Source organism: Pseudarthrobacter sp. TE9888, assembly GCF_056279345.1.
Genome location: NZ_JBWBRD010000002.1, coordinates 4285660 through 4300705 on the forward strand (window position 1 = coordinate 4285660; position 15046 = coordinate 4300705).

Annotated in this window: 10 protein-coding genes and 1 pseudogene; 5 read left to right on the forward strand and 6 right to left on the reverse strand. The window is 67.3% G+C overall.

The genetic code is table 11. The features are described 5' to 3' along the window. Window positions 1-47 precede the first annotated feature (47 nt). Window positions 48-1319: a macrolide 2'-phosphotransferase gene (locus ACZ9J7_RS20430; RefSeq protein WP_476211774.1), complete on the forward strand. Its 1272-nt coding sequence runs from the start codon at window positions 48-50 to the stop codon at window positions 1317-1319. Between the two features lie 50 nt (window positions 1320-1369). On the opposite strand, the gene ACZ9J7_RS20435 is transcribed toward ACZ9J7_RS20430, so the two are convergent. The 3 genes from ACZ9J7_RS20435 to ACZ9J7_RS20445 are packed head-to-tail and all read right to left on the reverse strand — an operon-like array spanning window position 1370 to window position 8609. Further along, the gene (locus ACZ9J7_RS20435) at window positions 1370-4873 is read right to left on the reverse strand and encodes a UvrD-helicase domain-containing protein (RefSeq protein ID WP_476211775.1); all 3504 of its coding nucleotides are present in this window, start codon (window positions 4871-4873) and stop codon (window positions 1370-1372) included. After that, window positions 4870-8196, reverse strand: coding sequence for an ATP-dependent helicase (locus tag ACZ9J7_RS20440; protein ID WP_476211776.1), 3327 nt, complete (start codon window positions 8194-8196; stop codon window positions 4870-4872). The genes ACZ9J7_RS20435 and ACZ9J7_RS20440 overlap by 4 nt, the downstream gene beginning before the upstream one ends. Further along, on the reverse strand, window positions 8193-8609 hold the full coding sequence (locus ACZ9J7_RS20445) for an MGMT family protein (RefSeq protein WP_476211777.1): 417 nt from the start codon (window positions 8607-8609) through the stop codon (window positions 8193-8195). Before ACZ9J7_RS20445 ends, ACZ9J7_RS20440 begins: the two co-directional genes overlap by 4 nt. 63 nt (window positions 8610-8672) lie before the next feature. Here ACZ9J7_RS20445 and ACZ9J7_RS20450 point away from each other — a divergent pair, with 63 nt between their 5' ends. The 4 genes from ACZ9J7_RS20450 to ACZ9J7_RS20465 all read left to right on the forward strand — a co-directional run bounded on the left by ACZ9J7_RS20450 (window position 8673) and on the right by ACZ9J7_RS20465 (window position 12173). Beyond that, window positions 8673-9383, forward strand: coding sequence for an exonuclease domain-containing protein (locus ACZ9J7_RS20450; protein WP_476211778.1), 711 nt, complete (start codon window positions 8673-8675; stop codon window positions 9381-9383). 328 nt (window positions 9384-9711) lie between these two features. Next, the gene (locus ACZ9J7_RS20455; RefSeq protein WP_476211779.1) at window positions 9712-10662 is read left to right on the forward strand and encodes an ABC transporter substrate-binding protein; all 951 of its coding nucleotides are present in this window, start codon (window positions 9712-9714) and stop codon (window positions 10660-10662) included. 12 nt (window positions 10663-10674) lie between these two features. Continuing rightward, a complete protein-coding gene (locus ACZ9J7_RS20460) occupies window positions 10675-11439 on the forward strand; it encodes an amino acid ABC transporter permease (protein ID WP_141159927.1) in 765 nt (254 codons plus the stop codon). Beyond that, a complete protein-coding gene (locus ACZ9J7_RS20465; protein ID WP_476211780.1) occupies window positions 11436-12173 on the forward strand; it encodes an amino acid ABC transporter ATP-binding protein in 738 nt (245 codons plus the stop codon). Before ACZ9J7_RS20460 ends, ACZ9J7_RS20465 begins: the two co-directional genes overlap by 4 nt. A gap of 74 nt (window positions 12174-12247) precedes the next feature. On the opposite strand, the gene hemL is transcribed toward ACZ9J7_RS20465, so the two are convergent. The 3 genes and pseudogenes from hemL to ACZ9J7_RS20480 form a co-directional block, all read right to left on the reverse strand. Next, window positions 12248-13579: a glutamate-1-semialdehyde 2,1-aminomutase gene (gene hemL / locus ACZ9J7_RS20470; protein WP_476211781.1), complete on the reverse strand. Its 1332-nt coding sequence runs from the start codon at window positions 13577-13579 to the stop codon at window positions 12248-12250. A 61-nt stretch (window positions 13580-13640) separates the two neighbouring features. Then, the gene (locus tag ACZ9J7_RS20475) at window positions 13641-14714 is read right to left on the reverse strand and encodes an LLM class flavin-dependent oxidoreductase (protein ID WP_476211782.1); all 1074 of its coding nucleotides are present in this window, start codon (window positions 14712-14714) and stop codon (window positions 13641-13643) included. Further along, a pseudogene (locus tag ACZ9J7_RS20480) lies at window positions 14711-15046 on the reverse strand (porphobilinogen synthase); the annotation flags it as partial. The pseudogene ACZ9J7_RS20480 and the gene ACZ9J7_RS20475, both read right to left, overlap by 4 nt.

Below are 15046 nucleotides of genomic sequence, written 5' to 3' on the forward strand. Positions count from 1 at the left end.
CGCGGCCGGACCGCCGTCTGGGACGGCGCGCAATCTACCGTGGAACGGTGAGAAGAAAACCGATTGAACTGGCGGCGATTGCAACCGCGGCAGTCCCTGGACTGACCCCGACAGCTGTTAGCTCCGCGCCGGATGACCCCGCGGACTTCGACTCGGCCCTGCTCCTTGATTCGGAAGGCAAGCGCTGGCGGGTCCGGTCACCGCGGCATGCCGAAGCCAGCGCACGGCTGGAAACGGAGTTCCTGGTGCTCCGCGCCTTCGCCCCCGCCGTCCGGGCGGAACTGCCGTTCCTGATGCCCACCGTGGCTGGCAGCGTCCGGCTGGGAAGCCTCACCACCTTCGTATACTCACACCTGTCCGGGAGCACACGAAGCGTCGAGGAACTGACGTCCGGACCGGCCGGCCTCGCCCGCGAAATCGGTTCCGCGCTGGCTGCGGTCCACGACCTCCCCCGGTCCCTGGTCAGCAACGCCGACCTGCCCAGCTACACCCCCAACGAGTTCCGCCAACGGAGGCTGAACGAACTGGACCAGGCAGCAACCACGGGCAAGATCCCGGCCGCACTGCTGCGCCGCTGGGAACATGCCATGGAAGACGTGTCCCTGTGGCGGTTCAACCCGTGCGTGGTCCACGGCGACCTGCACGAAGACAACCTGCTGGTCGAGTCGGGACGGGTTACCGCAGTAACCGGCTGGACCGACCTTCGCATCGGCGACCCGGCAGACGACTTCGCGTGGCTGGTGGCCTCCAACGAACAGGACTTCGTTGACGCTGTCCTGAAGTCCTACACGTCCAGCCGCCGCGACGTCCCCGACCAGCATCTGCTGCGCCGGGCCGCCCTGTCCGCCGAGTTTGCCCTGGCACAGTACTTGGTCAAGGGCCTGGCCGCCGGGGACCAGGACATGGTCCGCGAAGCCGAAGATATGCTGGAGAGCCTTGCCGGCGACATCGCCGAATTCGGCGGCCAGCCGATCAGCGTCGAACCGCTCCCCGCCAAGGACATCCCCGCCGGGAGCGCCGTGCCCGCACCGGCGCAGCCAGGAACCGGGGCAACCGCCCCCGCATCCCCCGGCGGCAGCTCTGCTGTCAGCCCTGCGGTGACCGTCGCCGCGGTACCCGCCGAACCTGCATCAAAGGACAAACCCGGTCCGCAGACGCCGCCTGCCATGGTGGCACAGCCCGCCGTGCTCGTGACCCCCATCCCCGTGGAGCCACCCCCGGCGGCGGTCGGCGGCGAGGAATCCCGGCCAGGCGAAATCAAGGATCCGGACGACACGTCCACGGCCGCCATCTCGGTCATCAACGCCAACCGGCGCTGACCGGAGCGGCCGGCCACGCCGGCACCACCAGGGTGCCCGCGCGGCCGGCCTCACGGTTTGGCAAGCGCAGCGGCGACGATTCCTTCCAGCTCGGCCGCCGTCCCAAGGTCGTGCGGGCGCACCACGGCGTTGTCGGCGACGTAGAAGAATGCGGCCCGCACTTCTTCCAGCGGGACATCCTTGAGGCGTGCCCACGCGAGCCGGTAGACCGCCAGCTGTACCGACCGGATTTTCAGCTGCGCTGCGGACGGCCGGCGTCCGGTCTTCCAGTCCACCAGGTCCCAGCACCCGTCAGCGTCCTGGAACACGGCGTCAACCCGGCCGCGCACCACCACTTCCCCCACCCTGGTTTCCACGGGGACCTCCACGAAGGCCGGTGCCCGGTCAGCCCAGGGGGAAGCCTTGAAGGTGGCCACCATCTGGTCGAGGTCGTAGGCAGCGTCGATGTGGTCGTCCGAGCCCGGCGCTTCACCGAGGTCCAGCATCCCGGCCAGGCCGAAGTATTCCTCTACCCAGGCGTGGAAAGCCGTGCCCTTCCGGGCCGACATGCCGGGTTCGCGTGGTACCGGACGGCGCAGCCTGCCCAGGACCGCCTGGGGGTCGTCTCCGAGGTCAACCAGTGTGGAAGCTGAGATGTGGGTGGGCAAGTGCACGTCATGGCCGCGCGACCTCCTTGCCCTGCGCTCCAGCAGCAGCGCAGCTTCGCGGGCCCAACCCGCCGCTGCCCCGGTAAGTCCGGGCATTGGACTGCCGTCCGTCCCTGGACTGTTTCCCCGTGCTGTCCCCCCGCTCGGGTCGGCCGGAATATCATCGGTGCCGAGTATTCCGAGCACCCGCTGGGCCGCCGATTCCATGGCTGTCCTGCGCCCGCGGGCCAACCGCAGGCGCTCACCGGTCCGTGGGTCCACGGGTCCCTCCAGGGGATCGTAGGGCCAGCTGGCTTCTTCAGTTTCCAGCGTCAGCGGGCTCTGGAGCGGCAAAGCGGCCTCGTCGAGCGACAGCTTGTGGACCACTGCGCTTGATGGGCCGCCATCAGCCGGTTGTGCCAGGGCTTCCAGCTCCGCGAGGAACGGAGACATTTCGGCGCGTCCGGCCCGCGATCCGACCCATGCGGCACTGGACACCCACAGGACATGCTTGGCCCTGGTGTAGGCAACGTAAGCCAGCCGGCGTTCCTCCGATTCCCCGTGGGCCTGGACGCCGGCCTTGTACTCCTTCTCGGCATCCAGCCAGCCTTTCTGGTCCGGCTGGTCGAGGTCCCACTGCGGCAGGTCCGCTCGGTCGCCGCGGAGGGGCCACGGCAGCGCAGCAGATCCGCTGCTCCAGCGCGAGTCCCGGTCGCTGGGAAACGCCCCCGCGTTCATGCCCGGGACAAACACAACGTCCCACTCAAGACCTTTGGAAGCGTGCACCGTCAGCAACTGGACCGCTTCGCGGTTTACGTCGCTGGCCGGTGCCTCCAGCCCGTTTTCTTCCGCCGACGCCGCCTCGAGCCAGGACAGGAAGGCCAGGATGTCCACCCGCTGGGAGGTGCGGAGGAAGCCGGCGGCCGCATCCTGGAAAGCATCGAGGTTGCGGCGCGCCTGGTGGATGCTGATTCCGGGCCGCGCCGCCACTTCGATATCCAGCAGCATGGCCCGTTCCACCTCCCCCAGGAGCGTCGTGAGGTCGTCCCCAAGGTAGCCGCGGAGTTGCCTCAACTCGAGCGACAATTTCGCCAGCCTGCTGCGGGCCCCCGTGCTGAGGGTGCGGCCATTCGATGAGGTCCACCCTTCCCGCGGCAGGAAATCAAGTGCCTCCACCAGGCTGGCGGCGTCGGTCAGGTCCCCTTCGAGGACCGGGGCATCCGCGTCGTCGGCGCCGGCGTCCTGGCCATCGGCCTCGAACCCCGGGGCCCTTCCCCGGCTCCGTGCGTGCTGGCTCGACCAGTCGCGCAAGGCCATGAGGTCGGCCGGGCCGATGCGCCACCGGGCTCCTGCTATCAGCCGCATGAGGGCATCGGAGCGGCCGGGATCGGCAAGGACGCGCAGGGTGGCGACCAGGTCCACGATCTCCGGGGTGTCCAGGAGCCCCCCGAGGCCCACGATTTCGTAGGGGATCCCCCTGGCTTCGAACTGGCGCCGGACCGGCTCCATCTGGGCGCGCCTGCGGCACAGCACGGCAAGCGCCGGGGGTTCGGCCGTGCCATCGGGATTCAGCTCGAAGTCAGTCCGCCGGTACCTCAGGACGTCGTCCGCCAGCGCAGCAGCTTCTTCAACATCGCTGGCGAAACGCCCCAGCACCACAGTTCCGTCCACTGCATGGGGACTCGGACGCAGTGGAGGAACTTCGGCAGCGGGTGTCCTGCTCCCGGCCGGTCCGCTGGAGGCCGCCGCCCGGCCCAATGACTGGGACATGACGTTGGCTGCTGCAAGGATGGAACGGCCATTACGCCAGGCCGTGGTCAGGTATGAAGTTGGGGCGGGCGCCCAGCCGCCTTCTTCCTCCGCCGCTCCGGTGCGCATCGGGAACTCGCGAACGAAGTGGAACAACTGCCCTGCCGAGGCACCCCGAAACCCGTAAATGGACTGGTTGGGGTCTCCGACCGCCGTCACGGCGTGGCCACCGCCGAACAGCCGGGAAAAGAGCACCAGCTGGGCATACGACGTGTCCTGGAACTCGTCGAGGAGAACCACCTTGTACCGTTGACGCTCCATCTGGGCCGCCAGCGGCACATCCTGCGCCACCTTGGCGGCAAGTGCCACCAGGTCGCCGAAATCGAGCGCCCCGCGCGCCCGTTTGGCCGCAGCGTATCGGCCCACCATGTCGGCAACGCTTGCCCTGGTCCGCAGCATTCCGCCAAGGTCGAGTGCTGCCTTTGGCGTGTTCTTCTTCTTATCGGCCAGGTAGGGCAGGGATTCGAACTCGGACAGGCGTGCCATCAGCCACGCCTCCACATTTTCGGGTTCCTGGAGGTGCTCTGCGCATTCCCCGGCCAGCTGGATCACGGCCTTCACCAGGGTGGATTTAGCGGCCCGGAAGTGCTGGTATTCGCCGTCGTACGCTTCAACCACTTCGCTGGCCAGCTGCCAGGCCTGCGCACCGCCGAGCAGCACAACGTCCCGCTCGACGCCAAGCCGCAGCCCGTAGTCGGACACGACGCCGCTGGCAAAGGAGTGGTAGGTGGACACCTTTGGCTCCAGGGCCTCGCTGCTGAGCAGGCCCGCCGGAAAGATTTCATGGGCGCTGTCCCTGGCAGCAATGCGTTGCAGCGCCAGGAGCTTTGACCGGATCCGGCTGGCGAGTTCCCCGGCTGCCTTGCGGGTGAAGGTCACGCCCAGGACTTCCTCGGGGGTGACCCAGCCGTTGGCCACAAGCCACACCACCCGGTCCGCCATGGTGGCGGTTTTCCCGGAGCCGGCGCCGGCAATGACCAGCCGCGGCGCCAAGGGGGACGAAATGATGGCGGATTGCTCAGGCGTGGGGGTGTTCTTCTCACCCAGCAGCGAGGAGAGTTCCTCGGGGCTGAAGCGCACGGCCGGAGCGGCGAGCGCGGCAGCCGCCCCCCCGCTCATTCGGTCACCTGCCGTCCCCGCACGCACAGCGGGCAAACCTCGGGGAGCCGGCAGCCGTGGCCGCCGTGACTGCCTTTGGCGGGGTCGTGGCGCGCGATGAATTCACTTCCGCCCATGACGGCGGCGGCCTCCTTGACCACGTCCATGGCCCAGTTCTCCTCAGGGTTGAGTGGTTCCTGCTGCTGGATGGCGGGGTTCTTCGCCCCGGTCCCAAGCTGCGCCAGCACGGCGCCGCCGGACAGTCCCTGCCCGCCCCCGGAGGCAGCGAACCCGCCGGCAAGGACAGCTGCCTGGTAGGCGCCCAGCTGCGGGTGGTGGGACAGTTCGTCCTTGCCGGGCTGCCTTTTTCCGGTCTTGAGGTCAACCACCACCAGCCGTCCTTCGCCATCGATTTCCAACCGGTCCACCTGGCCCCGCAGTACCGCTTCCCGCGGTGCAGCGTCATCCACCGCCACGGCGCCCAGGGCCACTTCAAAGTCCTGTTCGACGCCCAGCAGGCTGCGGCCCTCGCCCCTCATGGAGAGCACATAGTGGGCCAACTTCCGCACCATGGCTTCGGCGCGCTGGAAGTCCAGGCGCCCCTCCCAGTTGTCCTTCATGCCGAGCGCCGGCCACCGCCGCACCAGTTCAGCGACGTACTCGGATCCGGCGGCGTCCGGCATGTCCTGGGCGATTGCGTGCACCAGGGTCCCCAGGCTCCGGGCGAAGTCGGTGGCAGCCTCCCCTCCGGCTGCCTGGACGAACCAGTCCAACGGCGACTTCTGCACCGTCTCAACCTTTGACGGGGATACGGACACTGTTCCCCCGGGCGGGACCACCGCCTCCGCGGAGGTCAGCGGGGCGAGGCCCCACCAGCTGTCGGGGTGCGCTCCGGCCACGGGGGGTTCAGCCGCGGCGAGCTGGGCCAGGACCCTCGCCGCTTCCGCGGCCTGCGGCGTCCCGGCGTCGAGCTGGGCATGCTGCCGGAGCTCGGCAACCAGGGCCCGCAGCGTCATGGGCCGTTCCACTTGGGTGAAAGCCCGGCCGCCTTCGTCCGGTCCCAGCGGTGCAACAAAGTCCAGGAATGACGACGGCTGGTGGTCCTCTGACGAGACCGCGGTGCAGACCAGCAGTTCGCGTGCCCTGGACACGGCCGTGGAAAAACTGCGCAACTCGTCATAGCGGATATCCCGCAAACGGCTCAGGGGGTCACGCTGAAGGGCATACTCCGGGCTGTGCTCAACAGCATCCGCATACAGTGTGCTGCCGAGCAGCTCACCGCGGAGCCTCGTGTTGGGCCACACCCCTTCCTGCAGGCCCGCAATGATCACCACGGGCCATTCCCGGCCCGCCGCACTGGCCGGCGTCATCAGCTCCACAGCGTCCTCAAGCTGCGCGCGGGCGGCGAGGGTATCCATGGGAAGCTCCTGGTTCAGGAGGTACTCGAGGAACTGTTCGGGGCCGGCGCCGGGCATCTGGTCCACGTAGCGTTCGGCCGTATGGAAAAGAGCCATCATGGCGTCGAGGTCGCGGTCAGCCCGTGCCCCGTGCGGACCACCCGACAAGGCCGTCTGTGTCCAGGCAGCCGAAAGCCCGGTCGAGTCCCAAAGAGCCCACAGTACCGACTCGGCGTTGGCACCCGGCAGTCCGGCCGCCTCCCGCCCCGCGTGGATCATCCGCGCCGTGCGCCGTGCAGCGCGCCCTTCGATTCCCAACGCGCCCAGCGCGCCCGGCTCAAGCAGGGCCTGGACCAGCAGCGCATCACTGGCGCGGCCCCCGCCGCCCAGCAGTTCCTCGCGCCGCAGTGATTGCCGGAGCCTGCGCAGTTCGATGGAGGTTGCGCCGCCGATCCGTGATGTAAGCAGGGCTACTGCCGCTTCGGGTGTCAGGAGCTCCGGGTCCAGCGCAATGGCAAAGGCGTCCAGGAGCGGGCGTACGGCTACTTCGTCGCGGACCGCGGATTCCGCCACGGGCACCCGGACGGGAATCCCCTGGCCGGACAGGTAGCGCTGCAGTTCGCTGACCTGGCCGCCATTGCGCACAATGACAGCCATGTCTGCCAGGTCACGGTTGCGGTTTATGTGCTGGTCCAGGATCCGCTGGGCGACGTACCGCAGCTCGTGCACCGGTGTAGGAACCAGGTGGGCTTCCACGCTGCCGGGGTGGCCGGCCGGTGCGGGCTGCGTGAGCCGGCGCGCCAGCTGGCCCCCGGCCCGCTGCGAAATGCGGCCGGCGACGCTGCGCCAGGCCTCCGCCACCGCGGGCGAAAGTCCGTGCGCGTACCCCAGCGGACGCTCAAGGATGGTGTCCTGCGTGGCCAGCAGCCGGGGCAGTTCAGCCACAAGATCCGGCCGGGCTCCCCTGAATCCCTGGACCACCGTGTCCGGCGACGCCGTCACGTAGCAGTCCTTGCCTGCCGCAATATCGGCCAGCAACTCGAAGATGGCGGGGTTTGCTTCCTGGACATCGTCCACCAGGACCACCTGCAGCCTGGCGCGTTCGGCAGCCAGGAATTCCGGCGCGTCCTGGAAGATCTGCCGGGCTGCTGTGATGATTCCGGCGGGGTCGAAGGCCTCCGGCATCCGCAGGTCAAGAACGTCCCGGTATTCGGCATAAAGTGCGGCCGCGGCTTTCCAGTCCGGCCGGCCGCAGGCATCCGCCAACTGAGCAAGGTCTTCAGCCGTGCGGCCAGACTCGATAATGCGGTCAAAGAGTTGCCGCACCTCTTGGCGGAAGCCCCTGGTATCAAGGGCACCGTCAAGATCGCTGGGCCACGGCAGTTCCAGGCCCGGCAGCCGGTGGCCCTCGAGGAGTTCCTTGATGATGAGGTCCTGCTCCGGACCTGACAGCAGGCGGGGCGGCCTGGGCAGGGGTATGACGCCTTCAGCCTTGGCACGGCGGATCAGGTCGAATGCGTACGAGGCCCAGGTCCGGGCCGGCGTGGTGCTCAGGCTCCGGTCCAGCCGGGCAGTGAAACTGTCCCGCAGGAAATCGGCAGCAAGGCGGGTGGGCGCCAGGATCAGCATGCGTTCGGGGTCGACCCCGTCGCGGAAGACCCGCTGTACAGCGGCTTCAACGAGCACGGTGGTCTTACCCGTGCCCGGCGCGCCCGGAACCAGGACCGGTCCGGATCCCTGGGTAACGTCGACCGCTGCCTGCTGGTCCGGTGTAAGCCGAAGCAACCCGGACTGCATCCGCCGTGGCGGCAGAAGCCGAAGCGCGGGAGAGGCCGGCAGGGCCCCTCCGTCGGTGCTTCCAGGAGCGGGGAACCCAGGCTCCCGGCCTGCCTCCGGCTCCTGCCGGTGCGGGTCCCAGGGTCCGGTCAAAGGGATTGTTACGGTCACAAAACCATTCCATCATCAGGTACCGACAACCTGTGGAGCCGACGCTCCAGGTCCTCTGCAACTGCATCGATATTGTCAAAATCACTGTCGGTCGGTGCCCAGCGGGCGGCGGCCAGGTCCACCCGCCACCGCCCCTCGCCGGTTCGGAGGAAGGAATCATGGTCGCCCACCAGTGGAGTGCCTTCTTCGAGGTAGAGGAGCAAGGCCTCGGCTTCGTGCCCCGGGGGCGCGTGGCCGCTGGCCTTCAGGACCCGCCACCACGGGGCACCACCGCCGTGATGGCTCATCACGGACCCGACCTGGCGCGGTCCGCCCGAGCCCAGGAGCTCGGCAACGTCACCGTAGGATACGGCCGCCCCTGCCGGCACCAGCCTCACGACGGCCAGGACAGCTTGGACGTACTCATTCCGCATTGATCCAATCTAGCCGCAGTGGCGCTCCACGGAATTGTCGGTGGGCCCCCTTAGCGTTGAAGCATGAGTTCCTGGAACAACCTCCCCCGCGCAGCCTTCGATCTGGAAACCACGGGCCGTAATTCCCGCGCAGCGAGAATCGTCACGGCATCGATCACCGTGGTGGACCACCAGGGCGAGGTCATCAAGGAGCATGAGTGGCTGGCCGATCCGGGGGTAGAGATTCCGGCAGAGGCAAGTGACGTCCATGGGATCACCACCGAACAGGCCAGGCGTGAAGGGCGCCCCGCCCATGAGGTCACACGGGAGGTCGCTGCAGTGCTGCAGGAGCTGTTCGACTCCGGGACTCCGGTCATCGCTTTCAACGCCAGCTACGACTTCACGGTCCTTGCTGCCGAGTCCGCACGGTACGGGATCCCCCAGCTGTCCCGCTTCCCGGTCCTGGATCCGTACATCATGAACAAGCAGGTTGACCGCTACCGGAAGGGCAAGCGGACATTGACGGCATTGTGCGAGGAGTACGGTGTGGTCCTGGACAATGCCCACACCTCCGCGGCCGATGCCCTGGCTACCCTCAGGGTGCTGGACGCGATGGCGGGCAAGTTCCCCAAGCTGATGATGCCGGCCAGCCAGCTGCACCAGCTGCAGGTGGATTGGGCGGTGAGCCAGGCGGCCGACTTCCAGGAGTACCTCCGCAAGACGAAGCCGGCCGCCGTCATTGAGGGGGACTGGCCGGTGCTTCCTCCGCAGGACGCCATCACGGGTGGCTTCTAGACTGACACCCGTGCTCTTTTTTGGGAGGCATGTCACAGTCACGGCGGGTTAACAAACGCGGGGACACTGCAGGGGCATCCTTCGCCCACGGACCCGAAGTACCCTCCAGCTGGTTGCCACTGCGCTCCTTGCGCGGAATCATCTTCGGAAAAGCTGGCTAAATGCCCCGCGTTCTTCATCCAACTTGCGGTATTCACCCAGGTGAGACAATAAAGTTTTGCGGTCACCCCTGCCCCGGACTGCTGGACCAGCGCCGGGCAGGTGCCAGGCGCCACAGCGCTGCCTTGCGGCCCGGTCGACGTATGCCTCATATGAAAGTGACAACCTGATGAAAATCAAAGCGATGAAGTGGCTCACTACCGCTCCCGTTGCACTGGCCCTCGCGGTTTCCCTCGCAGCCTGCGGTGGCGGATCTTCCCAGCCCAGCGGCACCCCCACCGACGCCCTGAAGGGCAGCGACCAGCAGACGCTGGACAAGTACACCACGGCAGACGTCACGCCGATCGACAAGATCGACAAGACCAAGCTGGGCCTCATCACCGAAGGCACCCTGCGCGTGGGCACCCTCTCCGATGCCCCGCCCAACATCTTCATCGATCCCTCCGGCAAGTTCACCGGCTACGACAACGAACTGCTGCGCGCCATCGGCGACAAGCTGGGCCTCAAGGTTGAGTTCGCCTCCACCGACTTCTCCGCCCTGCTCTCCCAGGTGGCCAACAAGCAGTTCGACGTCGGGTCCTCCTCCATCTCCACCACGGACAAGCGCCGTGAGACGGTAGGTTTCACCAACGGCTACGACTTCGGCTACATGGCCGTCGTCACCAAGACCGATTCCAAGGTCAACGGCTTCGCCGACCTCAAGGACGGCGTGCGCATCGGCGTGGTCCAGGGCACCGTGCAGGACGACTACGTCACCAACACCCTCGGCCTCGAGCCGGTCCGGTTCCCGGATTACAACACGGTGTACGCCAACGTGAAGTCCGGCCAGGTGGACGCTTGGGTGGCACCCTCCCAGCAGGCCACCGGCCAGGTCAAGGACGGCGACAACACCAAGATCGCCGAAAAGGTTGTGAACACCCAGAACTTCACCGCGTATGCAGTGAACAAGGACAACAAGCCGCTGATTGATGCCCTGAACGCGGGCCTGGATGCCGTTATTGCTGACGGTACCTGGACCAAGCTCACCGCCCAGTGGTACACGGACCGGCCCACCGCCAAGGAGCAGACCCCGCAGGGCTGGAAGCCGGGCAGCAAAGCCGTCCAGGTTCCCGCGAAGTAACCCGGACGTTCCATGGATATCCTCAAACTGCTCTCCGATACGTTCCTTGACTGGAAGGCAATCGGCGCCGTCCTGCCCAAAATGTTCGCCGTCGGGCTTCCGAATACGCTCGTTTTGGCTGTTTCGTCCGGCGTCATCGGAACAGTACTTGGCATGCTGCTTGCCCTGATGGGGATCTCCCGGAACGCCGGGGCCCGCTGGGTCGCCCGCATCTACACCGATGTGCTCCGCGGTCTGCCGCCTATCCTCACCATCCTGGTGATTGGACTCGGGTTCGGGCCGATTGTCCGGCAGTGGACCGGATCCACCAGCCCGTACCCCATGGCAATTGCCGCGCTGTCCCTGATGTCGGCCGCCTACATCGGCGAGATCTTCCGCTCCGGCATCCAGAGCGTGGACAAGGGCCAACTCGAGGCCACCCGTGCCCTGGGCTTCGGTTACGGCCCGGCCATGCGCCTGGTAGTCGTACCCCAGGGCGTCCGGCGGGTGCTTCCGGCCTTGGTCAACCAGTTCATCGCCCTGATCAAGGAGTCCTCCCTGGTCTTCATGCTCGGGCTGCTGGCCAGCGAACGCGAGATCTTCCAGATCGGCAAGGACGCGGCGTCCACCAGCGGCAACTTGTCGCCCTACGTCGCTGCAGCGGTGTTCTACCTCGCCTTGACCGTTCCGCTGACCCACTTCGTGAACTGGATCGACCGGCGCCTGCGCACCGGCCGGCCCGAAAAGAAAGAACCGGACGAGGCCGCAGCCGTCGTCGGAAAGGGAGCCCAGGCATGAGCGAGTTCGCATCCGGAACACTGAGCGCCAAGAACATCCACCTTTCCTTCGGCAGCAACCACGTCCTGCGGGGCATCGACCTGCACGTTCCCCAGGGCACCACGGCGTCGGTCATTGGTCCGTCAGGTTCAGGCAAGTCCACCCTGCTGCGGGTCATGAACCGGCTGATCGAACCCGACCAGGGGGACATCCTGCTGGACGGCCGTTCAGTGCTGAAGGACAATCCCGATGAGCTCCGCCGGCGGATCGGCATGGTGTTCCAACAGTTCAACCTGTTCCCGCACAAGACCGTGGTGGAAAACGTCTCGCTGGCCCTGCAGAAGCTGCGCAAGCTGCCCAAGGACCAGGCCCGCGCCGAAGCCTTGGAGCAACTGGACCTGGTGGGCCTGAAGCACAAGGCGGAGTCCCGCCCGGCCAACCTCTCCGGCGGCCAGCAGCAGCGGGTGGCAATCGCCCGTGCGCTGGCCATGAAACCCGAGGTGATGTTCTTCGACGAGGCCACGTCCGCGCTGGACCCTGAACTGGTCAAGGGCGTGCTTGCACTGATGACGGACCTCGCCAAGGGCGGGATGACCATGGTGGTGGTCACCCACGAGATGGGTTTCTCCCGCAACGTCTCGGACGTGGTGACGTTCATGGACGCCGGCGTTGTCGTGGAGTCCGGGCCGCCCGAGCAGCTGTTCACCGAACCACGGACCGACCGGCTCAAGGGCTTCCTCTCGGACGTCCTGTAACGCCCATGGCAACAAAGAAATCCCCGGCTGCAGGCTGCGGCCGGGGATTTCTTTGTTAAGGGACGACGGCGGCGCTAGCCCTGGGCGGCCGCGGCTGCCTTCGCCGCGGCAGGCAGTGCGTCGTAGATCCGGTTCATGGCGTCGTCGTCGTGCGCGGCGGACAGGAACCAGGCCTCGAAGACCGACGGCGGCAGGTAGACCCCGGACTCCAGCATGGAGTGGAAGAACGGCGCATAGCGGAAGGCTTCCTGCGCCTGCGCGTCGGCGTAGTTGTGGACGCCGTTGGCCGAGGTTCCGAAGGCCACCGAGAAGAGGTTCCCGGCGAACTGGATGGAGTGGTCCACCCCTGCGCCGTCCAGCGCGTTGGAGAGGGCGGAGGACAGTTCCAGGGACCGGACGTCAATGAAGGAGTAGACGTCGCGGGTCGCGTGGGTCAGGGTCGCCACGCCGGCAGCCATAGCCACCGGGTTCCCGGACAGCGTGCCGGCTTGGTACACGGGGCCGGTGGGCGCCAGGTAGTCCATGACGTCGGCACGTCCGCCGAGGGCCGCCGTCGGCATCCCGCCGCCGATGACCTTGCCAAAGGTGAGCAGGTCAGGAGTCCATGGATCCTCGGCATCCGGCGCACCGCCGGTAAGGCCCCAGTAGCCGGAGTAGCCGGTGCGGAATCCGGTCAGGACCTCATCGACGATGAGGAGCGCGCCGTGTTCCCGCGTGATCTGCGAAAGTCCGCGGTTGAATCCCTCGCCGGGGGTCACGACGCCCATGTTCGCCGGCGCCGCTTCGGTGATGACGGCGGCGATGTTGGGGCCGTGGAGGGCGAAGGCTTCCTGGACGGCGGCGAGGTCGTTGTAGGGCAGCACCAGCGTCTCCGCCGCGGTTGCTTCCGTGACACCGGCGGAACCGGGCAGGGCAAGGGTTGCCAGCCCGGAGCCCGCCGCGGCCAGGAGCCCGTCGAGGTGGCCGTGGTAGCAGCCGGCGAACTTGATGATCAGGTTGCGGCCGGTGAACCCGCGGGCCAGCCGGACAGCGGTCATGGTGGCTTCGGTTCCGGTGGACACCATGCGGAGGCGTTCGACGGCGGGGACGCGCTCCTGGACGATCTCCGCCAGGTTTGCCTCGTCCGGCGTGGAGGCGCCAAAGGAGAGTCCCCGGTCAACGGCCGCATGTACGGCGTCCAGCACGGCCGGGTGGGCGTGTCCGAGCAGGGCAGGTCCCCAGGAGCAGACCAGGTCCACGTATTCCTTGCCGTCGGCATCCGTCAGGTACGGTCCCTTGGCGGAGACCATGAAGCGCGGGGTCCCGCCCACGGAGCCAAAGGCCCGCACCGGCGAGTTGACGCCGCCCGGCATCAGCTGGCGGGCGCGGTCGAAGAGTGCCTCATTGCGAGGATTGCTGGAAGTCATGGTTCCTATTCTCTCAGTAAGCCGGAAAGCTCAAGTAAGCCGCAGGGGCCGGGTTGGCAGGTCAGCCGGCGAGCAGCTCTGCCACGCGGGGCGCCACCGCCGTGCCCATCAGTTCGATCGAGCGCATCATGGCTGCGTGCGGCAGCGGGCCGTTGCTGTATTTGAGGTCAAAGCGGTCAACCCCCAGGTTCCGCTTCAGCCGGACGATTTTTTGGGCCACCGTCTCCGGTGATCCGACATAGAGCGCGCCTTCTGTGGAACAGAGTGCATCAAACTCACCGCGGCCGGCCGGACCCCAGCCGCGCTCGGCACCGAGCCTGTTCCGCAGTGCCAGCCAGTGGGGATAGAGCTCTTCCCGGGCCTGTTCGTCCGTGTCGGCAACATGGCCGGGCGAGTGGGTGGCCATCTGCTGCATCGGGTGCCCGTACTTGCCCATCGCCTCGCGGTAGAGGTCGGCCAGTGGCCGGAAGCCCCGCGGCTGGCCGCCGATGATCGCGAAGATGATGGGATACCCGTATTGGGCACACCGGAGGACTGATTCCGGGGTACCGCCCACACCGATCCAGGTGGGCAGCAGGTGGTGCTCCAGGGGCGGGTAGACGCTCAGTCCATGCAGGGCGGGACGCGTCCGGCCCTCCCAGTGCACGGGCTGCTGCGCCCGGACTTTGTCGAACAGCTCGAGTTTCTCCTCGAACAGGACTTCATAATCCGCCAGGTCCAGCCCGAACAGCGGGAAGGACTCGATGAACGATCCGCGCCCGAGCATCACTTCGGCCCGGCCGTTGGAGATGGCGTCCACGGTGGCAAAGCGCTGGAACACCCTGATGGGATCGTCCGAGCTCAGCACCGTCACCGCGGAACCCAGCCGGATGCGGGACGTGCGCGCCGCAGCGGCGGCCAGGAAGACCTCCGGCGCGGACACGGCGTAGTCCTTGCGGTGGTGCTCCCCCACGCCGAAGGCATGGAGGCCGACGGCGTCCGCCAGTTCCGCCTGTTCCAGCAGCTGGCGCAGGACCTGGGCATGCGGCTGCGGATTGCCGGCCGGGTCCGCGCCGATGTCGCCGAAGGTGTTCAGGCCAAGGAGGATGCGGTCCTCCCCCACGGGCGCGGTGGGAGCGGCGGACAGGTCGGTCACCGGGTTTCCTTCAGCCAGCCGGCAAGTTCGGTGGCCCAGTATGTGAGCACGGTGTGGGCTCCTGCGCGCCGGATGCCCAGTACGGATTCGGTGATGGCGGCACGGCGATCGATCCACCCGTTGGCAGCGGCGGCCTCGATCATCGCGTACTCGCCGGAAATCTGGTAGGCGGACACGGGCACCGGGCTCATGGCGGCAACATCGGCCACGATGTCCAGGTAGCTCATGGCCGGCTTGACCATGATGATGTCGGCGCCCTCGTCCAGGTCCAGCTCCACCTCGCGCAGCGCTTCGGTGCGGTTCCCGGCATCCATCTGGTAGGTTCGCCGGTC

What these genes read in the sequence shown, in the direction of transcription:
- ACZ9J7_RS20435 (WP_476211775.1), bottom strand. Translation starts at nt 4,873, where the DNA reads ATGAGCGGGGGGGCGGCTGCCGCGCTCGCCGCTCCGGCCGTGCGCTTC.
- ACZ9J7_RS20445 (WP_476211777.1), bottom strand. Translation starts at nt 8,609, where the DNA reads ATGCGGAATGAGTACGTCCAAGCTGTCCTGGCCGTCGTGAGGCTGGTG.
- ACZ9J7_RS20450 (WP_476211778.1), top strand. Translation starts at nt 8,673, where the DNA reads ATGAGTTCCTGGAACAACCTCCCCCGCGCAGCCTTCGATCTGGAAACC.
- ACZ9J7_RS20455 (WP_476211779.1), top strand. Translation starts at nt 9,712, where the DNA reads ATGAAAATCAAAGCGATGAAGTGGCTCACTACCGCTCCCGTTGCACTG.
- ACZ9J7_RS20460 (WP_141159927.1), top strand. Translation starts at nt 10,675, where the DNA reads ATGGATATCCTCAAACTGCTCTCCGATACGTTCCTTGACTGGAAGGCA.
- ACZ9J7_RS20465 (WP_476211780.1), top strand. Translation starts at nt 11,436, where the DNA reads ATGAGCGAGTTCGCATCCGGAACACTGAGCGCCAAGAACATCCACCTT.
- hemL (WP_476211781.1), bottom strand. Translation starts at nt 13,579, where the DNA reads ATGACTTCCAGCAATCCTCGCAATGAGGCACTCTTCGACCGCGCCCGC.